Origin of the sequence: Marinomonas sp. CT5 (genome assembly GCF_018336975.1) — a bacterium.
Taxonomy (GTDB): Bacteria; Pseudomonadota; Gammaproteobacteria; order Pseudomonadales; family Marinomonadaceae; genus Marinomonas.
The window spans coordinates 1,177,169-1,202,558 of record NZ_CP025572.1; the positions used below are offsets into that span (position 1 = coordinate 1,177,169).

Here is a 25,390-nt window from a genome sequence, read left to right on the forward strand (position 1 = left end):
GTTAGTTAAGACCGCCAAATCTTTGATAGAAAGATTGAGACGCTTCAGGCAGTGGACCATCGGCAGATTCTAGGTTTTTCTCTAACCATTGTTCAGCGGCTGGGGTGACTTTGCGATAAATATTGCGACAGAGTTGTCTTGCGGCTCTGCCTTCCCAGTCACCCGGTAGAAGCTCTTCAGGGAGCTGTGGATCTCTCAGTAGAAGCTTTCTGTATTCATGGATTAGCAGGGTTCGGGTTAGGAAGCTGGACTCTGGATCGAGATTGTCTTTTTCATACAGCTCTTGCCAAACAGGGCGAAACAAATTGATAAACTCTTGGTAATGGGCACCAAGTTTATCTAGCTCCCAACAGTCTTTGACGAGCAGTCGAATTTGTCTTCCCGCTAGCTCTTCTTGTCGTTCTGTTTTAAATACAATGACCTTGTTTTGTAATCCAGAGGACGCTAAGACGGTATTCACATCGCTTAAATTCGTATTCGGGCTGCCAATAAGCTGACCAGTCAGTACACCAAAACCTTGCCAATTTAAGTCATCTAGCAGCTGTTTTCTTTCGTCGGCTGACAATTGCTGCGTCATGATTAGACACCAAGAGCCATCCCAAACCGTTTGATTGGTGCTGTATACACGTCGGAACGCTTGCTCGAATTTACGGCGACCTGATCCGGTTAGGCTGTAGTAGCTTTTTCTGCCAACTTTATCGCTGGTAAGCCAGCCATCTTGGGTTAAACGAAATATGGTTGTTCTCATTAATCGTTCGTTAATACCCATAGGCTCAAGTAGTTTGATTAAACTGCCTAGCCAAACGGTGCCGCCATGAGGCTCGATCGCATCACCATATAAAGTGATGACGAGAGACGACGCGCGAATGGGTTTTTGCTTTTGAAAACGACTGATTAAACTGTCTAGAGAGTTAATTTTATTCATCTGTAACTGGAGATCCAGTGAGTTAAGCCAGCGGTTATTTTCTTAAACCTAACTGGCTTAGTAAAGTGGAATTGCCTTTAAATATCAGGCTAAGCGCATTTCATTCGGTCACTATACTAGCTTTTTGGCTGATGAGAACGACTTTGTAATTCAGGTCTATCTTCTTCTACCGCGTTAAGAGGAATGCATTCAACCAAAGACGTTAGGCATCTTTTTGATAGCTCGATATATTCTCGGGTGCCTGTTTGTTTCCATTTCAATTCGTCATCTGTCACGGATCGTACAATTTTGCCGGGGGCTCCCATAACCAAGGAGCGTGGAGGGCAGTTGAAGCGGTTTTTGATAAAAGACGCGGCGGCAATGATAGAGCCTGCGCCAATTTCTGCGTAATCCATCACGACGCTGTTCATACCAATCAGCGCGTCTTCTCCAACAACACAGCCATGCAAAACAGCACCATGACCAATGTGTCCATGTTTGCGAATGATGGTGTGGCTGTCGGAAAAACCATGGACAACACAGTTGTCTTGGATATTGGATTCTTCTTCCATCGTGATGCGACCAAAATCTCCTCTTAGGCAAGCGCCTGGACCAACATAGCAGCCTTCACCAATGATGACGTCACCAATTAGCGTGGCTGTTGGGTGTACATAGGCGCTTGGGTGTACTACTGGGGTGACGCCATCAATTTTGTAGTAAGGCATGCGTGTTTTCCTTTTTATTTGGTACTTTATTTTTCTAATTTTAGTTTGTTTTGTGTCGGTATGTTTGTTTTTTTTACGTTAAATCTGTAAATAATCAAGTTTTATTTTTGTTATATCGAATTCTTAAACCTTTTAAAAATCTTTATCTTTATGAATTTTATATGTTTTTTTGTTGTTTTTTGAATTGTCATCTAGGTTGCGATCAAAAGGGATACAAAAAAAATTAAAATCCATCTTGTTTTGTATCTAATTATGGTTCATCTTTATATGAAAAGAAGCACTGCTAAGCTTGCTTTGGCGTGTTTAGTGGAACGAACTAATAACAATAAGATCGAGTGTTTGAATCAAATGACAATTAAAAATTACCAATCATTGGTAGTGCATCAGGTCGAAGATGGGGTTCAGTTGGTGCAGTTGAACCGTCCCGAGGCACTGAATGCCCTAACCACAGAGTTATTGGCGGAATTATGTGATGTCATGGATGGCGCTGAAGCATCGAACGACATTCGAGTGTTGGTACTGACCGGCAGTTCGAAAGCCTTTGCTGCTGGAGCGGATATTAATGAGATGGCAGAGCGCGATCTTGTTGGTATGTTGAATGATCCTCGTCAGCAATATTGGCAGCGCATAACCCGTTTTACTAAGCCTGTTATTGCAGCCATTAATGGTTATTGCTTGGGTGGCGGCTGCGAGTTAGCCATGCATGCAGATATTCTTATTGCAGGTCGCGATGCCCAATTTGGTCAGCCCGAAATTAATCTAGGCATCATGCCTGGCGCTGGTGGCACGCAGCGTTTATTACGTGCTGTTGGTAAATCTCTCACCATGCAAATGGTCCTCACCGGTCAACCTATCACTGCTCAGCAAGCCAAAGAAGCGGGTCTCATCAGTGAAATAACACAACCAGAACTGACAGTTACTAGAGCCTTGGCGTTAGCGAAAGTCATTGCAAGTAAAGGCAGTCTGGCTGTGCGTCTAGCAAAAGAATCCATTTTAAAAGGTATGGATACCGATTTGGCGACTGGCCTGCGTTTTGAGCGTCATGCTTTTACTGTGCTGGCTGGAACTGAAGATAGAAAAGAAGGGATTTTGGCGTTTAAAGAAAAGCGTCAACCAAAATTTTCTGGTCGGTAATTTTTAACCCGTTATTTATCCATCCTTACAGAGGCAATCGCAAATGAGCTTCGAACACATTCTATATTCCGTTGATGCTGGTGTTGCAGTATTAAGCCTAAATCGCCCTAAGGCGTTAAACAGCTTTAATGAGGCGATGCACCTTGAAGTGCAGCAAGCATTAAAGTCCGCGCTAAAAGATAAGCAAGTCAGAGTGTTGGTTTTGACCGCGGAAGGTCGAGGTTTCTGCGCTGGACAAGATTTGTCGGATCGCAATGTTGACCCTAATGCCGCTGCTCCTGATTTAGGGCTTTCTATTGAGCGCTTTTACAACCCGCTGATTAAACAGTTGCAGTCTTTTCCAGTGCCGGTGATATGTGCGGTTAATGGTGTGGCGGCTGGCGCTGGGGCAAACATTCCTTTGGCTTGTGATCTTGTAATTGCCGCGCGATCCGCAAAATTCATTCAAGCATTCTGCAAGATTGGTTTGATACCGGATTCCGGTGGGACTTGGTTTTTACCCCGTTTAGTGGGGATGGCAAGGGCTAAGGAATTGGCTTTGTTGGGTGAGCCTCTTATGGCGGAAAAAGCCCTTGAGTGGGGAATGATTTATAAGGTGGTGGACGATGAAAGTCTGCGTGACGAAGCGCTGTTATTGGCTCGTCATCTCGCCTCTCAGCCGACGAAAGGCTTGTCTTTTATTAAGCGTGCTCTTAATCAAAGCTTTGACCATGGCTTCAATGCGCAACTTGAAATGGAGCGTGATCTTCAGTGCTTGGCTGGTCAAACCCAAGATTACCGTGAAGGCGTGAAAGCCTTTATGGAAAAACGCACTCCAGAATTTAAAGGGGAATAATCATGTCTGCTTTACATCAAAGTGCGGTGATTGGGGTAATTGGTGCTGGCGCAATGGGCGCTGGGATCGCACAGGTGGCTGCGCAAGCGGGTCATCAAGTGAAGCTTTATGACAACCGCGAAGGGGTTGCTCAAACCTCTATCGATTCAATGGCAAAGCAATTAGCGAAATTGGTAGAGCGCAACAAGTTTACCGCTGAACAGGTGCAGCAAATATTAGCTCGCTTGTCAGTAGCGAACTTGCTGGAGGATTTTTCAGATACAGGGTTGGTGGTGGAAGCCATCGTTGAAAATATTGACGTTAAGAAAAATATTTTTGATGCCTTGGAAGCGATTTGTTCAGCGAATTGTATTTTGGCCAGTAATACTTCTTCTATCTCTATTACTCGTTTAGCGGCGGGAATGAAACATCCCGAACGCATGGTGGGAATGCATTTCTTTAATCCCGCTCCGATTATGAAGTTGGTTGAAGTGGTGTCTGGTTTGGCAACCGATTCTGATGTAGCGACCTGTGTTTATGAAACTGCATTGAATTGGGGGAAAAAGCCAGTTTATGCGGCTTCTACTCCGGGGTTTATTGTTAATCGAGTAGCACGTCCTTTTTACGCTGAGAGTTTTCGTTTAAGACAAGAGCAGGTTGCGGATTGTGTGACCTTGGATACTTTGTTGAAAGGGGCAGGTGGCTTCCGAATGGGAGCGTTCGAGCTGACGGACATGATTGGTCACGACGTGAATTATGCGGTTACCTGTTCTGTATTCGATGCTTACTATGGCGATTTTCGCTTTCAGCCCTCTCTGATTCAAAAAGACTTGGTGGATGCTGGCTTCTTGGGACGTAAATCTGGTCAAGGTTTTTACTCCTACAAAGAGGGGGGGGATAAACCGCAGGCGCAATGTGTTGAAGTGTCTCCTTTAGATGATGGAGCCGTTATTACGTGTGAGGTCTCCAAAGACATTGGGTATTTAAAAGGCTTGGTTGACCGCTTGTCTCGTGCTGGTGTGCAAGTGACCGAGGTGTCTGATTTAGCGAAAGGTTATCTAAAAATTGGTGACACTTTTGTGGCGCTGACCGATGGGCGAATGGCTTGTGAACGCGGCAAAGAGGAAGCGTTAAATGATCTTGTTTTGGTGGATTTGGCTTTGGATTATCAGAGTGCCACTCATATTGCCTTGAGTCGTTCTGCCACTACATCGGCAGAAGCGTTTAATGATGTGGTGCAGTGTTTCGATTTGGTGGGCATTAAAGTGTCTGAGGTCGTCGATTCGCCAGCTTTGGTGGTTATGCGCACGGTTGCCATGCTGGCCAATGAAGCGGCGGATGCGGTGTTGCAAGGCGTGGCATCTGCTGAAGGCGTCGATACGGCTATGTGTTTTGGTCTGAACTATCCGCAAGGTCCATTGGTGTGGGCTGATGCTATTGGCGTGGCCGAGATAGACAAGGTGCTGACTCACTTGCAGCAATCCTATGGTGAAGACCGTTATCGTCCTTCTTTATTGATGCGTCGTATCGCAATGGTGGAGGGACGGTTTCATGACTAATCATCTCACACAAGAACAGTTGGCTGAGCGTTGCGCGCAGGCTTTGTATGAGCGTGATGTGGCGACTCAGCATTTGGGTATTGAGCTGTTGTATGCCGCACCTGGGCAATCCAAAGTGCGCATGACAGTGCAGGACTTTATGTTGCAAGGTCATAAAACGTGCCACGGTGGTTATATGTTTACCTTGGCGGATTCTGCCTTTGCTTTTGCTTGCAATACCTATAACCAACCCACTGTGGCCCTTGGTTGTTCCATTGATTATGTGGCACCAGCATTGGAAGGCGATGTGTTAACCGCGCGGTGTCAGGAAAAAAGTCGTGGTGGTCGCACTGGAAATTACGACGTCGAAATTTATAACCAACAAGATCAATTGATCGCTATTTTTCACGGTAAATCTTATCGCATTAAAGGTGAGATACTTTCACAGGAGAACGTAAATGACTGATGCTCTAATTATTGATGCTATCCGTACGCCGATTGGGCGATACGGTGGTGCGCTTTCTAAAGTCAGGGCAGACGATTTGGGTGCGATTCCAATTAAATCTCTCATGGAACGAAATCCGACCGTGGATTGGTCTAAAGTGGATGATGTCTTGTATGGCTGTGCCAACCAGGCGGGTGAAGACAATCGCAATGTGGCACGCATGTCTGCTTTGTTGTCTGGACTTCCTCATAGTGTGCCAGGTACAACCATCAACCGTTTGTGCGGTTCTGGGATGGATGCAGTGGGCTTAGCGGCTAGATCCATTCGTGCTGGTGAAGCGGGGGTGATGATTGCGGGTGGGGTGGAGTCTATGTCACGTGCGCCATTTGTTTTGGGGAAAGCGGAGCAGGCGTTTTCTCGTCAAGCAGACATGTATGACACCACAATCGGTTGGCGCTTTGTTAATAAATTGATGGCCGATCAATTTGGCGTACATTCTATGCCTGAAACGGCGGAGAATGTGGCGGAAGATTTTAAAGTGTCTCGTGCAGATCAAGATGCTTTTGCTTTACGTAGTCAGCAGAAAACCGCCGTAGCGCAAGAAAACGGGCGTTTATCCAAAGAAATCGTTCCTGTTGTGATACCACAACGCAAAGGGGATCCGATTGTCGTTCAGCATGATGAGCATCCTCGCGCCGACACCACATTAGAGGTGTTATCAAATCTCGCGACCCCGTTTCGTCGCGACGGCAAGGGCACAGTGACCGCCGGTAATGCGTCAGGTGTGAACGACGGTGCTTGTGCTTTGTTGTTAGCCAGTGAAGAAGCGGCCAAAACATACGGTTTGAAGGCGCGAGGTCGAGTACTTGGAATGGCGGCAGCTGGTGTTGAGCCTCGTATCATGGGGATTGGTCCTGCTCCAGCTTCACAAAAAGTGCTTCAGCAAGTGGGGCTAACTCTAGAAGATATGGATGTTATTGAGCTAAATGAAGCCTTTGCTTCTCAAGGGCTGGCTGTATTGCGTGAATTAGGCTTGGCCGATGATGATGTTCGGGTGAACCCAAATGGTGGTGCCATTGCATTAGGACATCCACTTGGTATGAGTGGTGCGCGATTGATTACTACCGCCTTGAATGAATTAGAAGTTCAGCAGAAACGTTATGCCCTGTGCACCATGTGTATTGGTGTGGGTCAGGGGATTGCGATGGTGATTGAGCGACTTGGTTAACTCATTCGATACAAAAAATTGCCTTATCAAGTGGATAAGGTAAGCAAACAATATACATTCTAAAAATAATAAATAGAGAGAGCAGAACAATGGATATTCGTAGTCGGTTTAATCCAGATCAACTTGACCCTATGGAAACCGCCAGTATTGATGAGTTGCGAGCTCATCAATTAGAGCGTTTGCAGTGGAGTGTTCGTCATGCTTATAACAATGTTCCTATGTATAAGCAGCGTTTTGATGCATTAGGGCTGCATCCAGATGACATTAAAACATTGGACGATCTTGCCAAACTTCCTTTCACCACAAAATCTGACCTGCGTGATAACTATCCGTACGGCATGTTTGCCACGCCGATGAATCAAGTGGTTCGTCTGCACGCTTCAAGTGGTACAACAGGCAAGCCTACCGTCGTTGGTTACACCCAAAATGATATTGATAACTGGGCCAATATCGTGGCGCGATCAATCCGTGCGGCGGGTGGGCGCAAAGGGGATATCTTACATAATGCTTATGGCTATGGTCTGTTTACTGGTGGTTTAGGTGCGCATTATGGTGCCGAGCGTCTTGGTTGTACCGTGATTCCTATGTCGGGCGGGCAAACTGAAAAGCAAGTGCGTCTGATTAAAGATTTTCAGCCAGACATTATTATGGTGACGCCATCTTATATGCTGAATTTGCTCGATGAAATGGAAAAGCAAGGTATCGATCCGCTAGACCTTAAGTTGCGTCTAGGGATTTTTGGCGCGGAGCCTTGGACTCAAGAGTTGCGTCGTTCAGTGGAGGAACGAGCCGGTATTCGAGCCATGGATATTTATGGTTTGTCTGAGATTATGGGGCCAGGTGTGGCGATGGAGTGTGCCGAGAGCCAAGATGGACCAACGGTTTGGGAAGATCATTTCTATCCTGAAATTGTTGATCCTAATACGGGTGAAGTATTGCCTGATGGTGAAATGGGCGAATTGGTATTTACCAGTTTGAGTAAAGAGGCGTTGCCAATGCTTCGCTATCGTACACGAGATTTAACTCGTCTCTTGCCTGGCACGGCTCGTCGTATGCGTCGAATTGACAAAATCACAGGCCGCAGCGACGACATGATGATTATCCGTGGTGTTAACGTTTTCCCAACTCAAATTGAAGAGGAGGTGATAAAAGTGAATCACTTCTCTGAAAATTATGAAATACATTTGTATCGAAAAGGCAATATGGACGGTATGGATGTGCATGTTGAGTTGCGTCCAGATTGCGCTGGCTTTGATGAGCGAAAAATCAATGATGCCATCAATCAATTGCGCCATCATGTGAAGTCCTCTGTTGGTATTAGTATTAACGTCAAGCTAAGAGACATAGGCAGCTTGGCACGTTCCGAAGGTAAGGCGAAGCACGTCTTCGACGAACGAATCCCCGCTTAATTCATTGTGTTTTCTAATTAGTAGCCTCTTGTATCAAGAGGCTAGGGATTTTTGTGTCTTGAAAATAGATTTTAAAGTGATACATAAATATAAAAATATACTTGAATTTGTGTGTCATTAGTCTATTCTGTTTATTAATAAGATGACTTATATCTACGATATTGGAGAGTTCTCATGTATGCACAACAAGTTGAAACAGGAGTAAAGGCGGTTAAATCCCTTGCCGAAATGGGTCCAGAGGAGCGGGCGTTTCAGGAAAAAATCGATGCGGAAATTAAAATTGAAGCAAAAAACTGGATGCCTGATAACTATCGTAAAACATTGATCCGTCAGATTTCGCAGCATGCTCATTCTGAAATCGTAGGTATGTTGCCTGAAGGAAACTGGGTGACTAGAGCTCCTACCTTAAAACGTAAACTACAGCTTATGGCCAAAATTCAGGATGAAGCGGGTCATGGCCTATATCTATACAGTGCAATGGAAACCTTGGGTGCGGATCGTGATGAAGAAATTGAAAAGCTTCATTCTGGGCGTGCTAAGTATTCCAGTATTTTTAACTATCCAACACTTAACTGGGCCGACATGGGCGCGGTTGGTTGGTTGGTTGATGGTGCAGCAATTGTCAATCAGGTTGTGTTACAGCGTACCTCTTATGGCCCTTATTCCCGTGCCATGATTCGTATCTGTAAAGAAGAAAGCTTCCACCAACGTCAAGGTTACGAAATCCTTTTGCATATGATGCGACACGGCACACAAGTGCAAAAAGATATGGTGCAAGATGCGATTAATCGATTGTGGTGGCCATCTTTGATGATGTTTGGGCCTAGCGATGCTGAGTCGCCTAACTCTGCCCAGTCTATGGCGTGGAAGATTAAGCGTCATACCAACGATGAATTGCGTCAACGCTTTGTTGATCAAACTATCCCGCAATTAGAACTATTGGGCTGCACGGTTCCAGATCCTGATTTGAAATGGAATGAAGAGCGTGGTCACTATGATTTTGGTGAAATTCAATGGGAAGAATTTTATGAAGTGCTCAAAGGTAATGGCCCATGTAATCGCGAGCGATTAGAAACTCGCCGTAACGCCATCGAAGAGGGGGCTTGGGTTCGAGAAGCTGCGGTTGCTCATGCAAACAAAAAACAAAAACAACAACAACAGGCTGCTGCCTAACTAATTTTGAGGTATCTCCCATGTCTGAATGGACACTTTATGAAGTATTTATCCGTAGTAAACACGGCCTGAATCACAAACATGTTGGCAGTGTTCACGCTGTGGATGCCGAAATGGCGATTGAAAATGCCCGTGATCTTTATACCCGTCGTAATGAAGGGGTGAGTATTTGGGTGGTTCCATCGGCTTCTATCACGGCAACGGCAAGTGATGAAAAAGAACCCTTGTTCGATCCATCCGAAGACAAAGTTTACCGTCATGCCAGTTTTTATGAGCTGCCAGATGAAGTCGGGCACATGTGAGGTGGTTATGACTAAATACGATGAATTAACCGAATTTTTATTGCGTCTTGGTGACAGTGCCTTGATTCATGCCCAACGCCTTTGTGAGTGGACAGGTCGTGCGCCTGCCCTTGAAGAAGAAATGGGCATGATGAACGTGGGTCTGGATCTAGTGGGGCAGGCCCGCAATTGGTACGAGTACGCGGCAGAGCGAATTAACGATGGTACGGACGCGGATGCGTTAGCCTTTCGTCGTGATGAGCGAGCGTTTCGTAACTTGTTACTAGTTGAACAGCCTAATGGCGATTTTGCCGTCACCATGACTAAGCAGTTCTTCTTTGATGCTTGGCAATTCCATTTGCTGACGCGGTTAAAAGACGCCAAAGATGAGCGAATTGCGGCCATAGCGACTAAGTCATTAAAAGAAGTGACTTACCATTTACGCCGCTCAACTCAATGGGTAGAGCGTTTGGGGGATGGCACGGAAGAAAGTCATCAGCGGATGGAAAAAGCCATTGATGTCCTTTGGCGCTTTACCTTTGAACTGGTTGAGAAAAGCGATACTGAGTTGGCTTTGTCTGAGTCGGGAAGTATTCCTGATCTCACTGCGCTGCCTGAATTGTGGCAAGCCACTGTCAATGAGGTATTTGCAACAGCTACGTTAACGGTTCCTGATGCGCCAAGTTCTTTCTATTTGAGTGCTCGAACTGGCATGCATTCTGAGCATTTGGGGATTTTGTTGGCAGAAATGCAGTTCTTACAAAGAGCCTATCCCGATGCAAGCTGGTGAGTTAATAACCACTGACCAACAAGGTCGTTCAGGCAACGAAGCGGATATCCAGCATGCATACGACGTGCTGGAAGAGGTGATGGACCCTGAAGTACCTGTGGTGAGTGTGATGGACCTTGGCATTGTGAGGGACGTTAGTTGGGCAAATGGGCACCTGAATGTGGTGGTGACACCGACTTATTCTGGCTGCCCTGCGACGGAATATATTGAGACTTCGATTCGCGATGCGCTACACGAGGCGGGGTTTTCTCACCCTAAAGTATTGCAGCGCTTGGATCCCGCTTGGACAACCGACTGGATAACTGAGCAAGGTCGAAATCGCCTTAAAGCTTATGGAATTGCACCACCAGTAGGGAGCTCGAATAAACGATCTTTGCTGTCTGGTGTAACGCAAGTTGAGTGTCCTAATTGTGGCAGTGACGACACGGAGCAATTAAGTGAGTTTGGCTCAACGGCGTGCAAGTCCTTGTATCGATGTAAGTCCTGTTTAGAACCGTTTGATTATTTTAAATGCATTTGAGCCATAGATAAAAATAACATGGCCGTGGAGACACAGATGAATCAATTTCACCCACTTACCGTTTCTGATTTACGTCGTGAAACTCGTGATTCTATTTCCCTCGCTTTTGATATCCCTGAGGATTTAGCGCAGAGCTATCACTTTAAACAAGGTCAATATTTGACGTTACGCACTCAAATTAATGGTCAGGAAGTTCGTCGCTCTTACTCTATTTGCAGCGGTGTTCAAGACAATGAAATGCGTGTTGCCATCAAGCGCGTGCAAGACGGTCTTTTTTCTACCTTTGCGAATGACTCCATCAAGGTCGGTGACGTGCTTGAGGTTATGCCTCCGTTGGGCAGTTTCTACTCGGAACTGGATCCAACTCGTCATGGCGACTATCTCTTGGTGGCGGCTGGCAGTGGTATTACACCAATTTTATCCATAGCCAAAACGACACTCGCGGCTGAACCACATAGCCGAGTCACTTTGTTATACGGTAACCGTTCTACGTCTTCCACCATGTTTCGGGATCAACTGGCTGACCTGAAAAACACCTACATGGATCGATTTAATCTGATTTTTGTATTGAGCCGCGAACAGCAAGATATCGATTTATACAACGGTCATATTGATGAAGAGAAATGTCGCGCTTTATTTGAGCGTTGGGTAGATGTGAAAGCGCTAACGGGGGCTTTTATTTGTGGTCCACAAGGCATGACAGAAACCGTAAAAGATATTTTGAAAGAAGCGGGTGCGCCAGAAGAAAACATCCACTTTGAATTGTTTGCTGCGGCGGGCGATGAGCGTAAGCGCGAGAAGCGAGCGCAAGCGGCAGCGAATGCTGATATGTCAGAAATTACCGTCATTCGTGATGGTCACGCAATGAGCTTTGACCTGAAACAAAATACCGAAAACTTGCTAAATGCAGGTAACGAGCAGGGTGCAGATCTGCCGTTTTCTTGTCGTGCCGGTGTGTGTTCTACCTGTAAATGTAAGGTGGTTGAAGGCGAAGTGGATATGGACATCAGTATTGGTCTTGAAGATTACGAAGTAGAAGCCGGTTATGTGCTTTCTTGTCAGTCTTATCCAGTATCCAAAAAAGTTGTGCTGGATTTTGACCAGATATAACGCGTTACGACCGCTTAGCTAAACGTAAAGCGTTAATAGCAAAAAACTAGATCGAGACATCATAAAAACAACAAAGATGACGGCAGTGCATACGCTGCCGATGGAGAATGTTATGAGCCAAAGCCATGTTTTACAAAGCTTTATTGCTGGAGAATGGTTAGGGAATCAAGCCGCACAAGCGTTAACTAGCCCTGTTAACGGCGAAACAATTTATCATACACACGCAGAAACCATCGATTTTGCTCGTTCATTAGAATTTGCTCGTAGCAAAGGTCGAGCTTCTTTAATGGCGATGGACTTCCAGAGCCGTGCCTCTTGCTTACGTGATTTAGGCAAATACTTACTCGAATACAAGGAGTCGTTATACGCTATTTCCCTACTCACGGGGGCGACGCGTAATGACAGCTGGGTGGACATTGAAGGTGGCGCAGGTACTTTATTTGCGTATGCCAGTGTAGGTCGACGTGAGTTGCCATCCGGTAACCTGATTCATGAAGACGATGCTTTTCCGTTAGGACGTGAAGGGCAGTTTTTTGGTTCGCACATTTTGGTGCCTCGCCAAGGTGTGGCCGTACACATCAATGCCTTTAACTTCCCAATTTGGGGGATGTTAGAAAAATTCGCCGCTAACTTTTTGGCGGGCATGCCATGTATTGTGAAACCTGCCACCTCTACTTCGTATCTGACGGAAGCCTGTGTGCGTTTGATGCAGGAGTCGGGTTTATTGCCAGAAGGCAGTTTGCAGTTAATCATTGGCCGTACTGGTGATTTGTTGGATCGTTTGGATGGTCAAGATGTGGTGACTTTTACAGGTTCTGCGAGCACCGCCGCCAAATTAAAAGTCACACCAAATATCATCAATAATTCTATTCCTTTTAATGCCGAAGCCGACTCTCTGAACTGCGCTATCCTAGCGCCAGATGTCTCTGTTGATAGCCCAGAATTTGAGCTTTTCATCAAAGAAGTGGCAAGAGAAATGACGGTCAAAGCCGGGCAGAAATGTACCGCCATTCGTCGAGTATTGATCCCTGAAAATCAAGTCGAAGCAGTGTCGGAACACTTAAGTGCACGCCTTGCTAAAGTGTCAATTGGCGATCCGCATTTGGATACAGTGCGAATGGGTGCGTTGGCTTCTTTTGAACAGCAAGAGGATGTCCTTGGGCAACTAGCTGAGCTTCTAAAAAGCAGTCGTGTGGTTTACGGGCAGGAAGACGGTTTTGAGCTTTTGGGCAAGGGCACGGAAAAAGGGGCATTTATACAGCCGACTTTGCTATTGAGCAACGACCCTGATGCAGATGGTGGGGCTCATGATATTGAAGCGTTTGGCCCAATCAGCACATTAATGCCTTACCGAGATATTGATCACGCGATTGCACTGGCTGCTCGTGGTAAAGGCTCTTTGGTTACCACTCTTGTCACGCAAGATCCTCAGGTGGCGAGAAAAGTCGTTCCGGCCTTGGCAGCATGGCATGGACGAGTACATATCTTAAACCAAGCCTCTGCAAAAGAATCGACTGGACACGGTTCACCTTTGCCCATGCTAAAACATGGTGGCCCAGGTCGTGCTGGTGGTGGCGAAGAGTTGGGTGGCATTCGCGGTGTAAAACATTACATGCAGCGTGCGGCTATTCAAGGCTCACCTACTATGTTGTCTGCAATTACTGGCGAATACGTGCGAGGCGGCGAAACCTATGAAACGGATGTGCATCCTTTCCGCCGTTATTTTGAAGATCTTCGCATTGGTGAGTCTTTGTTAACTCATCGTCGCACAGTGACAGAAACCGATATTGTGAACTTCGGCTGTTTATCTGGTGACCATTTTTACATGCACTTTGATGACATTGCCGCGCGCGATTCTCAATTTGAGCAACGTATTGCCCATGGTTACTTTGTGTTATCTGCCGCTGCGGGGTTATTTGTCTCTCCTGGCGAAGGGCCTGTTTTGGCGAACTATGGTTTGGACACTCTGCGCTTTATTACGCCTGTTCCAATTGGTGATACTATTCGAGCGCGTTTAACGTGCAAACGTAAAATTGACCAAGGTAAGTTAAGTCCGAAAGGTGAGCCTCAAGGGGTCGTGGTTTGGGATGTTCAAGTGACTAACCAAGATGATGAGTTGGTTGCCAGTTATGACATTTTAACACTCGTTAAAAAGCAATCTGTTTAATCCAATAGGGCGGCTAAGTCGCCCTATATTTTCGGACTTTGTGCATTTTGCCTTACCTACAATAATAAAAAATAGGAGTTGTCATGTCGTTTAAAGGCTGGATCGATAAGCATTATCCAGAGCCCAATATTTATCGCTGGATTGGCTTTGTGCTGGAAGGGATTTCTGCAACGGTATTATTTCTATTAATGGCCCTGACATGTGTGGATGTCGCAGGTCGTTACCTTTTCAATAATTCCATTAATGGGGCTTTTGAGTTGACTCAAATCGGGTTAACCGTGCTGGTTTTTGCTCAAATGCCACTGATTACTTGGCGAGGAAGTCACGTGGTCGTGGATCTATTGGATAATGTACTAGGCAACCGAATTGTTAAGGTGCTTGGTCTATTTTCTGTATTGATTGTTTCCTCTTCGTTTTACTTCTTAGCCGTTCGTATTTATCAACTGGCAGAACGCTCCCTACGCCGTGGGGAGGTGAGTGAATATCTAAAAATCCCAACCGGTTATTTAACCGAATATATCGCCATTATGAGCTGGATGACCGCCGCTTGTATGTTGACCTATGGTGCGTATCGCGTGTTGAAAGGCGATAACGAAACACAGCAGTTGGGAGAGTAGCATGTCAGTAGTATTAATCGGTTTTGCCGTTCTTTTGTTTTTGATTCTAGTGATTCGTATGCCAATCGCTTTCGCAATGGGAGTGGTTGGCTTTTTAGGTTTTGCTATTTTACAGGGCTTGAGTTTCGACAATATTCTGTCTTTTCGTTGGACGGCGGCTCTTACATTGGCATCGAGTCGCGTGATTGGAACGGTGCAAGACTATAACTTATCGGTCATTCCTTTGTTTATTTTGATGGGGAATCTGGTTACTCGTTCGGGCTTGTCACAAGAATTGTATAACGCGTCTTATGCCTTTTTAGGTCACCGTAAAGGCGGCTTGGCGATGTCGACAGTATTGGCCTGCGGTGGTTTTTCGGCTATCTGTGGTTCCAGTTTGGCCACCTCGGCCACCATGGCCAAAGTGGCGATGCCGCCTATGCGTAAGTTTGGCTATTCCGATGGTTTAGCGACGGCCTCGATCGCAGCGGGTGGAACATTGGGTATCTTGATTCCACCTAGTGTGATCTTGGTTATCTATGGTCTGCTTACCCAAACCAGTATTCGTGAATTGTTTGCCGCGGGCTTCATTCCCGGCATGTTGGGGATTTTTCTCTACATGTGTGCGGTGCGTTTTGTTGTCTGGCGTAATCCTTCTGCGGGCCCGGCTGGGGAGCGCATGGGAGTTAAAGAAAGAATTAGTGCCCTGAAAAGTATTTGGGGTGTGTTGTTGCTATTCATTATTGTAATGGGCGGTATTTATTTGGGCGTTTTCACTCCAACAGAAGCAGCGGGTATTGGTGCGGGCGGTGCACTCATTATTGGTTTGAGCCGCCGTAGTCTGAGCTTTGGTGGGATTTTTGAAACGCTTGTGGATACCACTCGTACCTCCGCCATGCTGTTTTGTGTGGTAATTGGTGCGTTTATTTTCTCGGATTTCATTACCAGAGCTGGCTTGCCTGATGCTTTGTTGGGTTTTGTGACGGCCTTGGAGTTGAGCCCGATGCTGGTGATCATGGTCATCCTTGTCATCTACATCATTCTTGGAATGGTGTTCGAAAGCCTGTCCATGTTGTTACTGACCGTACCAGTATTCTTCCCCCTTGTTTCTAGCCTAGGTTTCGACCTTGTTTGGTTTGGCATTGTGGTGGTTGTGGTGACTGAGATCAGTTTGATTACGCCACCGGTAGGGATGAATGTATTTGTATTAAGTGCGGTATTAAAGGACGTAAAAGCAGGCACGATTTTTAAAGGGGTTACGCCTTTCTGGTGTGCCGATATTATTCGACTTTTTATCATCGTTTTCATCGTTCCAGTATCGATGTTTTTACCTAGGTTTTTATATCAGTAAGCCATTTTGTTAGTGGAGGGGGTTATTAACAGTGTGTTTTATGACTTCCAAGAGCCTTAGTTTGTTAGGTTTTTTGGATAAAAGTCATTGTTATGAGAGAGCGAAATTTTCATCAATGTAAATCATAAATAATAGGAATAATAAATATGATGGGTATTAAGAAAAATCTACTTTGGGCCGTATGCGGAACCTCTATTTTTGCATCGGGCTTAGCGTCGGCGGCAGAAACGACCTTGCATGTGGCGACTTGGTTACCACCTACGAGCTCGCAAAACGCCATTGTTTGGCCAACTTGGAAAAAATGGGTTGAAGATGCCACGCAAGGCCGTGTTGAAGTGGTGATTGAGAACTATACCGGTGACCCTAAAACAATCTTCGATGCTGTAGAAGACGGTGTATTTGATGTGGGTTTTAGTGTGAATGCTTATTTGCCAGGTCGCTTCAAACTGGCCAGTGTGGCTGAAATTCCGGGTGAAATCACTGATGCAGAAGTAGGCTCTGTGGCGTTGTGGAATACCTATGAAAAGTACTTCAAAGCCGACCAAGAATTCAGAGGTCTTGAATTGTTGGCCTTGTTTGTACATGGTCCGGGTCAGCTGAATACCAATTTCTCAGTCAATTCGTTAGACGATTTGAAAGGTAAAAAAATGCGTATTGGCGGTGGTTTGGTAAACACGCTTGCTGAACGTTTAGAAGTGACGCCTGTTTCTGCTCCTGCGCCAAAATCTTATGAAATGATGCAGCAAGGTGTGGTAGACGGCACCTTTTTACCGGCTTCGCAGCAAAAGACTTTGCGTTTAAATGAAGTAACGACTGACCTTACCTTGTTCCCTAAAGGGCTTTATACCACGGCATTTAGTATTGTGATGAACCCAGATACGCTAGATAGCCTTAGCAAAAAAGACCAAGAAGCGATCATGAGTGTATCGGGTGAAAAGCTTTCAAGACTTGCTGGTGCCGCTTGGGGTAAAGAAGACCAAGACGGCATTTTAGAAGCAAAAGCGAACGGTGTGAACGTGGTCATTCTTTCTCCCGATGATGCTATCGTAAAAGATATGGATAAATTAGAAGAGGGAATAGATCAAGCGTGGATTGATTCCGTCTCTGATCGTAAAGTGGATGCTAAAGCCGCACTGGCTTACTTTAGAAAAAGTGTTAATGAATTAAGTCAGTAAAAGCAAAAAGCGTTTCTGATGATAATCAAAAGCCATTATGAGAGACATAATGGCTTTTTTCTTCACTGTAGAAAGGAGTCTATTATTAGAAAAAGAGGTTTTTATGAAAGCCCATCACGTGATTCCTGCTCAATATTGCTTCGCATTAGACTTTAAAAACTATAATGAGCGGATCGTTCATTATTCCGATTTTTCAGTTCTTTATTATCAATTTACTACGTCCATATCTGATCAAACCATTGTGATCGCCGACGGCTGTGCGGATTTTCAATTTTGTTGTGATGCAAGCCAGCAATCCGCTGTGCTTTGGGGCTCTGTGGTGACGCCGACTATCATTAATTATCAACCTGAAAAGACGTATTGTGGTATTCGGATTTCTACTTCTATTAGTCGAAAGATATCTTATCTGCCTTATTCTGAACTTATTAATCAGGGTGTTTCTTTTGGGGATCTTGTTCAAAATGGCTCAAGTTTCTTAGACGATTTATATTGCGCTACGGACTTTTCTTCACGAGTTAAGGTTTTAGAAACTTGGTTAATACAATCTGGGATGTTAGCGGATTCAAGTATTGATTTGATCGATCACTGCATTGATAAAATAATTAATAGCCGTGGAACCATGAGGATTGCTGATATTTCAGATGATATCGGTATTAGTGAGCGACTTCTTAGAAAGAAATTTAATCAAGCTATTGGTATGTCACCAAAACAATATAGTCGTATTGTACGCTTCCAAGATCTGATTAATGATATTTTGTACGGCGAAACATTTCATAAAAAACATCATACCGATTTTATGGATTTTTCTTATTATGATGATTCCCATTTGATTAAAGATTTTAAATACTTCACACAAATGACACCGAGTTGGTTTGCTAAAGAAATGCTAGAAGTAAACATGACAAGGTACAGAGAGGAAGGCTAACCCAGAAGCTTTATTGTTGAATTGATGGCTTCGAGTAATGCCGACATACCAAGCAGGAAGTGACGAATAAGGGAAGAATGGCCCTTATTCGTCATGGTTTTTATGGCTAGTTATTAGGTTTCTCTTCCGGAAGGTTAAGGGTTGGTGTTTGGTCAAAGAAGTTCCATGGTTTTAGCATGGCATGGACGTATTCGGTTGGCATCATTGGCCATTCCTCTGCACGAGCAACGTGCGTCGCTCCTGTGGTTATCCATAATACGTTGTCTTTGTTTTCAATAGACTCATTATCTTCTACGTACACTTTTAACCCCGTATCGGTTTTCGCTCGGTTTGGGTACGTACCTTCTGGGAAGCGTTCTTCAGGTTTGTAATTTGTGACCCAAATTTGCTTGTCCATAAAGTTCACACGTTTATATAACCACTCGTCTTTACTGAATAATGCCCCTTTTGCAATAGGGTGTGTGCCACCTGCAAAGGGAATGATTTGGTAAGAAACAGGGTTACCCATGCGGTTTTCTTTGTTTGGGTTGCTCATTAAACGGATGGTCGAAGGGTCGAACTTCTGTGACGCTTCTTGCTCGTCTTTCACCGTATGTTGGTTAACGACCATTACGCTTTTACGAGGGCCACCAGAGGTATTTTTTTCTACCGCAGGATTCAGCTCAACTAAGGAGTTTTTCTCGCCATCAACGTCTAAATCTAGACGGAAGTTGTAGATGTGTTGGTGAGTGGTTCCGACAATATTATGGTCAATCAGGGTGCCGTAGCGTGTGTCTTCTTTGGCCGTGGCATCATGCATTGTTTTGGTCTTCACGCCTTTTACCGCTTCAATCCCTGACGCTCCCACATCCAATTTAATGGTGCCATTTGCTAGCAATACCCAATCAAACATGTAGTCGTAATTGCCAATGGTACTGACCCAGCGAACCACCAGTTCTCTTCGCGCTCGGCTTTGATTACCCGCACCGCTGCCAAGCATTTCATTGTGCTTGTACTCTGGTCCCGCATAACGTTCAAATATCGCGATGGCGTTAGGGATGGTATAAGGTGCGCCACTGTTGTCCGCTAGGGTAGCGGGTAACAATTTGGCATTGGGTGGAACGTCTGTGCCCAGCTCAAGAGGAGAGGTTAGGCCGCCCATACCGTAATCGCCAGAATCTAGGTAGGCTTTAAAATACCAACCAATATCTGGGTCACCGTAAGGTACAATCATGCCACCTAAAGAACCTTCATACATGATTTTGCGTTTGGTGCCTTGGTCGTTATAGGTCATTGTTGACAGAACAGGACCGACACGTGGGTCGAGTTTTAGGTGGAAATCCCAGTTTTGCCAATGGATCGTATTACCCGATAGTTTGTAATTGGTGCCTTTAGGTTCTTCAATGACTAAGGGTTTTACATTCGCTTTGTTAGGGAAGTCTCTTCCGTCGTAAGGATTGGTTTTCATTGGCACAGGAATCACGCCGCTGTCTTCAATTTTTTCAATGGATTTGGTTTCTAGGTTCACCACCGCCACTAGACCTTCTATAGGGTGTGCCCAGAAGTTGCCATCGCCAATATCGAGATAAGAAACAATTTTTAATAAGCGATCATCTTCTTTTAGCCCATCTTCACCGTTAAAGAAACCAACGGTTAATGGTGTGGCGACCACTTCTTTAACATTGTCTATGCCGCGCTTTTTGAGGGCATCGGCGTATTCTTTGCTGCCTTCAATAATCTCTTGAGCTGCGATGAAGTCATCCCAGATGACCATACCGTGAACGTCTTTAACGGGTTGCCAGCGTGTGACTGTTTTTGTGTCTAAGTTCACCGTGCCTTCAATGACTTGCTTACCATCTAAAATGGTAAAGTTGGCTAAACGCTGAAAGTCTTCCTTGTTGCCATATGACCAAGCCCATACTCTACTTTTTTCTGGCTCGGCTAGCTTGATTTCAGTAAAGCGGAGATTATCACGGAAATATTTAGAAGCCTGGACCGTTTGCTGAGTAAGGGTAATTTCGGCTTCAGATAGAGGATCTAGAGGGTGTTTTGCATCACTCACTGAAATGGTCTGTGGTACATATTCTTCTAGAATCTCATTGGCAAAACCACGTTCCACCAATAGGTGACCATGTTCAAGTTTGATCGGGGCATCAAGGTGGATTTTCTTGCCATTTACTTCCGCTTCCATGGCACCCACTTTAATGCAGGCGTGTACTTTCTCTAAGGCGATATGAACTTCTTTGGCTGTTTTATCATAGAAAAAAGCCGCGCCAGAACTTTTAAGAGAATCCTCTATTTTTATATAGTCTGGTGATGCTCCGTGGGCGAAGACAGTATTACTTGCTGAGAGAGAAAGTGCTGCAATAACAGCGGCTGTCAGTGTATTTTTTTTATTATTCATAGGGTGCTCCCGTGTGTTTTTATAATATTTATACACCTTCATTCAAAGAGAATTAGGTAAATGAGTATTGTAAAAAGCGGAACGGGGCAGGAAAAAATTAGGCTGGCTCTATTCATTCATAGAGCCAGTTTTTAGTTAATGTTTATATGAAGGGTCTTGTTTTTCAATAATACGTTTCATCGCCGCAAAAACATCTTCACCAGCGCCGTATTTAGGGTCGAGTGGAAGAGAGGCTGCGGTGCATTTTTTGCAAATGTCTTCCGGTATTTCGCGAACTTTTCCCATGGACATAGACGCCATTTGCACTTCACAAGCTCGATTAACCAACCACATAAGGGCAAAGGCTTGAGCCAAGGTTCCACCCATGACCACGGGGCCATGGTTCCTTAGCATTAAAATCGGCTTACCTTCTGCGCTGTCAATAATGCGTTGACCTTCATCCATATGCAGGGTGATGCCTTCGAAGTCGTGGTAAGCCACTTTGTTGTAGATTTGTGCTGAGTAGAAATTGCTATATGACATGCCATCTTCTAGGCAGCAAACGGCCAACGTCGGCGTGGTATGGACGTGCATAATACAGTGCGCACCTTCAACTTGCTCGTGAATGGCGCTATGGAAGGTAAATCCAGCAGGGTTAATTGGCCAGTCAGAATGGCCAATGATATTGCCTTTTAAGTCGATTTTAACCAAGTTCGAAGCCGTTACCTCACTGTAATGTAGCCCAAAAGGGTTAATCAAAAAGTGTTCGTCTTCACCCGGTACGCGCAAAGAAATATGGTTGTAGATGGACTCATCCCATTTTAGGTAGGCAAAGATTCGGTACATGGCGGCTAAGTCCTGTCTCGCTTGCCATTCGGCATCACTGAATCGGCTGGGCTGTTCAAAATAGCGTTTTGCTGTAGACATAATTTCTCTCTTTTCTTGTTGTTTTGTTGTTAGGCTAAATAAAAAACTGGCTATAAAAAACAAAAATTAATATGGTGTAGCTCAATACTTTTTATGTAGCCATTACGATTATGAACAGTAAACAATTAACCTTTTTTCTAAAAACAGCCGAGTTAAATAGCATTGCGGCAGCGGCAAGAGCTTTAGATGTCGCTCAGCCCAGTATCAGTTTGCAGATTGAAAACCTTGAACATGAATTGGGGGCGAATTTATTTGATCGCAGCTTTCGTGGCGTGGTGTTAACTCAAAGCGGACAGATTTTTCGAGCCCATGCGCAATCCATCATGCGTCAAATCGAACAAGCAAAATGCGATGTGCATCAGTTTGAGCATGAGCCATCGGGCGTTTTATCAATTGGCATGACTCAGCCCATTGGCAATATTATTTCCGTGCCGTTATTGGCCTTGGTTGAACAGCGTTATCCTAAGATCACCTTGGATCTACATGCCGGCTTATCTTATAACTTGTCTAAGCAATTGTTGTCAGGAGAAATTGATATGGCTATTTCATCACCTGATGGATCGGACATGAGCCAAATTCGCCAACAAAAACTGTTCCGAGAAAAACTATTTTTGGCGCTGGGTTCTGAGCCCAAAGTGGCTTCTCATAAGGTGTTAAGTGGCGCTAAAAAAATGCGATTTTCTGAGCTGGCCCAGCATGAGGTGATTGTTACTGGTCCGCGTGATTCACTGGGTTATGTCTTGAGTCAATACGAAGAGGAAACCGGAGTTAAGTTGTCCCACAAGCCGGCTTTTGGGCAACTCATGACGACACTGCGCTATGTGGCGGATGGCCATGGAATTATGCTGTCACCTAGCTCTGCCTTTTATCATTTATTGCAGACAAATCAGATTCAAGCAATCGACATTGTGGCGCCAACCCTATGGCGTGAAGTGTGTGTCTCCACCGCAATAGAAAGGCCGCAAACGGCTTTATTAAACGCAGTGATTCCTCTTATCAAGGAAGTCACAAAAGCCGAATGGGAGGCCGGACGCTGGCAGGGGGAACTATTAGTATCATGATGCATTAAGGTGAAGTTTTATTGTCTTGGGTTAATTCAGCAAAAACGTGTTGAGTGATTTTGTTGAAAGACTGATAAGCCAGGTGTTCTTTTAATGCGTCTGAGCACATGATGTATATATTCCGTTCAATAGGAATGGCATCTTCTAAAGTAATTTCTTTTACAGAGTAATCGTCTTTAATCACAGATACAGGGAAATGGGGGAGAGCGGCTAAGTACCGACCCGTAGATAGCATTTTCATGATCATTACGGCGTCATTTCGAAAGACCACTTTTGTTCGTGTACTGTGGATGCCGTAGGAAGTAAACATCTCTGTTGTTTGTTTTTCGAAATACGAGGCAATGCCCAAGCTAAGCCAATCAAGTTCAGCAAAATCCTCAATTTGAAGGTTTTTCTTATTGGCAAGCGGATGACTTTCACCACAAAAAATACCAATTCTATCTTCAATAATGAGTTCACGATGTAGGTGTTCTACTATTTTATCGGAAGGCTGCGGCGCAATGATAATGTCGAATTGATCATCCATGAGGCCTTCCAAAGCAATCGAAGGATTTAAGCAAGTAATGGTGATGGCTATATCAGGTTGCTCGGCTAACATTCTTTCAATTATGGTGGGCAGAACCCCCATGGCGAGTAGTGAGCCGGTTGCTATGCGCAAATTGTGCTTAATGCCCAATTTATAGCGAGAGACTTGCTCTTGAGCTGAGCTCAGTCTGCGAGAAATGGCGCGACCTTCTCGGGCCAAAGATTCACCTATCGGCGTACTTGAAACACCAAATCGACTTCTTGTAAATAATTGTGCGCCAGCCTGCATTTCAAGAGTCGCCATGGCTCTGGTTAGGGTGGGTTGTGCCACGTTTAAATGTTCTGATGCCGCGGTAATAGAACCTTTTTCTAGAATGATAGACAGATAAATAAGGTGTTTTGATTCCATACAGTCGGACCTACTAAGACTTACGCATTATTATTTTTTTGATGATCTGGAAAACTAGCACATTCATTGAAAATACGCGCGCTGCAATGGCGACACTTTTCTTTATTTATATGTTGCAAAATGTCTGAAATCGCCTCTTTTGTATTTTTTGTTAGGTAATCGCTAAGAAGTGACTTGATAACAGGCATGGAACTAATTTCATCTAAGACGGTACCTTTAAGGGAACAAATCCTGACACAGCCGCCTAGTTTTTCAATTCGTGTTATTTCGGATTCAAGCAAATGGACGCCCGAGGCATCCATAAAATTGATGCCTTTGGCAACAATGATGAGATGTTTTGTCCCATCCTTACTGAGTTTGCTGATTTCTTTTTGTACATAATCCACAGAGCCAAAATACAAGGACCCATCAATGCGGATAATTTTTACTTGTGGACAAACGGCCAGAGAGTAGCGATGAATATTTCGGATGATTCTGTTTTCTGCGTCTTGTATCGGAGCGACCTCGATGAGTCTAGGTCTTGAGGTTCTGCGCAGATAAAAACCAATGGACAAAATAATGCCTACATAGATAGCAAGCTCTAATTGTATAAACAGCGTTGAAAAAAAAGTGCCTGATAGAATGATTGCTTCTGCGTAGCTGAGTTTTAGAGTCTCGATGATTTCTTTTCTATTAATTAAGTTCCAAGCAATTAATAGTACGCTGCCAGCCATTGCTGGAAGTGGTAAATAGGAGGTCGCCGTTGGGATAAACGCAATCACGATAGCCACAATAATGGCGGCATACACCGCAGAAAGAGGGCTAACTGCTCCGGCGTCGTAATTGGCACCAGATCGGGTGAATGAACCAGAGCTTGGATAACAGGAGAAAAAACCACCGACTAAATTCGACATTCCTTGCCCAACAAATTCCTGATTGCCATCAATTATCTGTTTTGATCGGACTGAAATAGCACGAGCTATCGATACGGCTTCAATTAGCCCAAGTAATGCCACTGCGAAAGCGCCTGGAAATAGGTTATGAATACGTGAAGATGAAAAATCGGGTAAAGATAACTGGGGTAAGGTACCTGGCATACTTTGTACCATGGCAACCCCATGAGCTTGGCCATCTAGCCATAAGCAGATGATGCTACCAAACACCATGCCTATTAATAAATTGGGGAGCTTTTTGTTGATAAGTTTGATCAGCAGTGACGTGATTAAAGTGGCGATACCTATTATCAAAGCGTAGACATTCAGTTCGCTAAAGTGTTCAACGAGAGCCGCTATTTCCTCGATGAATGATAGGTTTGATGCCAATTTGACCCCTAAAAAGTGCTTTATTTGGCTGGTGGCAATGAGTATGGCTGCGCCAGTAGTAAAGCCAATAATTACGGTATGAGAAATAAAATTGACCAAGGCCCCTAGTCGAAGAGCACCTAAAGAGAATTGTATCAGGCCTGTAAGAAATGAAAGAGTCACGACTATGGTCATTTGTTCTGCGATGGAGGAATAGCCTATTTGTTGTACAACAGAGGCGACAACAATGGATAAAGCCGCTGTGGGACCTGAAATCATATGAAATGAACTGCCAAAGAGGGCGGCAACAGATGCTGAAACAATGGCTGTGTATAAGCCTATTTCAGGTGGAAGCCCTGCGATATAAGCGTATGCCACACCTTGAGGTAAGACTAATACAGCCCCAGTGATGCCGGCCATCAGATCTTTTTTAAATGTAGCGGGTGTTTGTTGTTGAGCCCAAGAAAAGAAAGGAAATAAGACCGACAAGATGGCTTGAAGCATGATGATTCCATTAGGTAGAAAAGGGTTAATCTGGGTT

Annotated in this window: 23 protein-coding genes; 17 read left to right on the forward strand and 6 right to left on the reverse strand. The window is 44.8% G+C overall.

Annotated elements, in window-relative coordinates; all coding sequences use genetic code 11:
• Position 1: 1 nt before the first annotated feature.
• Both paaX and C0J08_RS05595 read right to left on the reverse strand, forming a co-directional pair.
• Positions 2 to 925, reverse strand: coding sequence for a phenylacetic acid degradation operon negative regulatory protein PaaX (gene paaX / locus C0J08_RS05590; protein WP_212655119.1), 924 nt, complete (start codon positions 923 to 925; stop codon positions 2 to 4).
• Positions 926 to 1,041: 116 nt separating this feature from the next.
• Positions 1,042 to 1,629: a phenylacetic acid degradation protein PaaY gene (locus tag C0J08_RS05595; RefSeq protein WP_212655120.1), complete on the reverse strand. Its 588-nt coding sequence runs from the start codon at positions 1,627 to 1,629 to the stop codon at positions 1,042 to 1,044.
• Between the two features lie 348 nt (positions 1,630 to 1,977).
• Here C0J08_RS05595 and paaF point away from each other — a divergent pair, with 348 nt between their 5' ends.
• The 16 genes from paaF to C0J08_RS05675 all read left to right on the forward strand — a co-directional run bounded on the left by paaF (position 1,978) and on the right by C0J08_RS05675 (position 18,285).
• Positions 1,978 to 2,763, forward strand: a complete 786-nt coding sequence (gene paaF / locus C0J08_RS05600) for a 2,3-dehydroadipyl-CoA hydratase PaaF (protein ID WP_212656248.1) — start codon at positions 1,978 to 1,980, stop codon at positions 2,761 to 2,763.
• Between the two features lie 43 nt (positions 2,764 to 2,806).
• Positions 2,807 to 3,598, forward strand: coding sequence for a 2-(1,2-epoxy-1,2-dihydrophenyl)acetyl-CoA isomerase PaaG (gene paaG, locus C0J08_RS05605; RefSeq protein ID WP_212655121.1), 792 nt, complete (start codon positions 2,807 to 2,809; stop codon positions 3,596 to 3,598).
• 2 nt (positions 3,599 to 3,600) lie between these two features.
• On the forward strand, positions 3,601 to 5,136 hold the full coding sequence (gene paaH / locus C0J08_RS05610) for a 3-hydroxyacyl-CoA dehydrogenase PaaH (RefSeq protein ID WP_212655122.1): 1,536 nt from the start codon (positions 3,601 to 3,603) through the stop codon (positions 5,134 to 5,136).
• Positions 5,129 to 5,581 carry a hydroxyphenylacetyl-CoA thioesterase PaaI gene (paaI, locus tag C0J08_RS05615; RefSeq protein ID WP_212655123.1) on the forward strand — a complete coding sequence of 151 codons (453 nt, stop codon included), beginning with the start codon at positions 5,129 to 5,131 and terminating at the stop codon, positions 5,579 to 5,581. The genes paaH and paaI overlap by 8 nt, the downstream gene beginning before the upstream one ends.
• Complete coding sequence (pcaF, locus tag C0J08_RS05620; protein WP_212655124.1) at positions 5,574 to 6,788, forward strand: 3-oxoadipyl-CoA thiolase; 1,215 nt, start codon at positions 5,574 to 5,576, stop codon at positions 6,786 to 6,788. Before paaI ends, pcaF begins: the two co-directional genes overlap by 8 nt.
• Positions 6,789 to 6,877: 89 nt before the next feature.
• A complete protein-coding gene (gene paaK / locus C0J08_RS05625) occupies positions 6,878 to 8,197 on the forward strand; it encodes a phenylacetate--CoA ligase PaaK (RefSeq protein ID WP_212655125.1) in 1,320 nt (439 codons plus the stop codon).
• 174 nt (positions 8,198 to 8,371) lie between these two features.
• Positions 8,372 to 9,370 (forward strand): 1,2-phenylacetyl-CoA epoxidase subunit PaaA, encoded by a 999-nt coding sequence (gene paaA / locus C0J08_RS05630; protein WP_212655126.1) that lies wholly within the window; start codon positions 8,372 to 8,374, stop codon positions 9,368 to 9,370.
• 20 nt (positions 9,371 to 9,390) lie between these two features.
• Positions 9,391 to 9,672 carry a 1,2-phenylacetyl-CoA epoxidase subunit PaaB gene (gene paaB, locus C0J08_RS05635; RefSeq protein WP_212655127.1) on the forward strand — a complete coding sequence of 94 codons (282 nt, stop codon included), beginning with the start codon at positions 9,391 to 9,393 and terminating at the stop codon, positions 9,670 to 9,672.
• A gap of 7 nt (positions 9,673 to 9,679) precedes the next feature.
• Positions 9,680 to 10,441 carry a 1,2-phenylacetyl-CoA epoxidase subunit PaaC gene (paaC, locus tag C0J08_RS05640; RefSeq protein ID WP_212655128.1) on the forward strand — a complete coding sequence of 254 codons (762 nt, stop codon included), beginning with the start codon at positions 9,680 to 9,682 and terminating at the stop codon, positions 10,439 to 10,441.
• Complete coding sequence (gene paaD / locus C0J08_RS05645; protein ID WP_283247153.1) at positions 10,428 to 10,961, forward strand: 1,2-phenylacetyl-CoA epoxidase subunit PaaD; 534 nt, start codon at positions 10,428 to 10,430, stop codon at positions 10,959 to 10,961. The genes paaC and paaD overlap by 14 nt, the downstream gene beginning before the upstream one ends.
• A gap of 36 nt (positions 10,962 to 10,997) precedes the next feature.
• Entirely contained in the window at positions 10,998 to 12,071 is a 1,074-nt protein-coding gene (gene paaE, locus C0J08_RS05650; protein WP_212655129.1) for a 1,2-phenylacetyl-CoA epoxidase subunit PaaE, read from the forward strand.
• Positions 12,072 to 12,183: 112 nt separating this feature from the next.
• Positions 12,184 to 14,238: a phenylacetic acid degradation bifunctional protein PaaZ gene (paaZ, locus tag C0J08_RS05655; protein WP_212655130.1), complete on the forward strand. Its 2,055-nt coding sequence runs from the start codon at positions 12,184 to 12,186 to the stop codon at positions 14,236 to 14,238.
• 83 nt (positions 14,239 to 14,321) lie between these two features.
• Positions 14,322 to 14,855: a TRAP transporter small permease gene (locus C0J08_RS05660; RefSeq protein ID WP_212655131.1), complete on the forward strand. Its 534-nt coding sequence runs from the start codon at positions 14,322 to 14,324 to the stop codon at positions 14,853 to 14,855.
• Between the two features lies 1 nt (position 14,856).
• A complete protein-coding gene (locus C0J08_RS05665) occupies positions 14,857 to 16,185 on the forward strand; it encodes a TRAP transporter large permease (protein WP_212655132.1) in 1,329 nt (442 codons plus the stop codon).
• A gap of 146 nt (positions 16,186 to 16,331) precedes the next feature.
• Positions 16,332 to 17,360, forward strand: coding sequence for a TRAP transporter substrate-binding protein (locus tag C0J08_RS05670; RefSeq protein ID WP_212655133.1), 1,029 nt, complete (start codon positions 16,332 to 16,334; stop codon positions 17,358 to 17,360).
• A 103-nt stretch (positions 17,361 to 17,463) separates the two neighbouring features.
• Entirely contained in the window at positions 17,464 to 18,285 is an 822-nt protein-coding gene (locus tag C0J08_RS05675) for a helix-turn-helix domain-containing protein (protein ID WP_212655134.1), read from the forward strand.
• A gap of 106 nt (positions 18,286 to 18,391) precedes the next feature.
• Here the strand turns inward: C0J08_RS05675 and C0J08_RS05680 are convergent, their stop codons facing one another.
• Both C0J08_RS05680 and C0J08_RS05685 read right to left on the reverse strand, forming a co-directional pair.
• Positions 18,392 to 20,668: a copper amine oxidase gene (locus tag C0J08_RS05680; RefSeq protein ID WP_212655135.1), complete on the reverse strand. Its 2,277-nt coding sequence runs from the start codon at positions 20,666 to 20,668 to the stop codon at positions 18,392 to 18,394.
• Between the two features lie 135 nt (positions 20,669 to 20,803).
• On the reverse strand, positions 20,804 to 21,574 hold the full coding sequence (locus C0J08_RS05685; RefSeq protein WP_212655136.1) for a class II aldolase/adducin family protein: 771 nt from the start codon (positions 21,572 to 21,574) through the stop codon (positions 20,804 to 20,806).
• Between the two features lie 110 nt (positions 21,575 to 21,684).
• Between C0J08_RS05685 and C0J08_RS05690 the strand changes: the two genes are divergently transcribed.
• On the forward strand, positions 21,685 to 22,635 hold the full coding sequence (locus C0J08_RS05690) for a LysR family transcriptional regulator (RefSeq protein WP_212655137.1): 951 nt from the start codon (positions 21,685 to 21,687) through the stop codon (positions 22,633 to 22,635).
• Positions 22,636 to 22,639: 4 nt separating this feature from the next.
• On the opposite strand, the gene C0J08_RS05695 is transcribed toward C0J08_RS05690, so the two are convergent.
• Together C0J08_RS05695 and C0J08_RS05700 are read right to left on the reverse strand one after the other, a co-directional pair.
• On the reverse strand, positions 22,640 to 23,569 hold the full coding sequence (locus C0J08_RS05695; RefSeq protein ID WP_212655138.1) for a LysR family transcriptional regulator: 930 nt from the start codon (positions 23,567 to 23,569) through the stop codon (positions 22,640 to 22,642).
• A 20-nt stretch (positions 23,570 to 23,589) separates the two neighbouring features.
• A complete protein-coding gene (locus C0J08_RS05700; protein WP_212655139.1) occupies positions 23,590 to 25,353 on the reverse strand; it encodes a SulP family inorganic anion transporter in 1,764 nt (587 codons plus the stop codon).
• Positions 25,354 to 25,390: the final 37 nt, after the last annotated feature.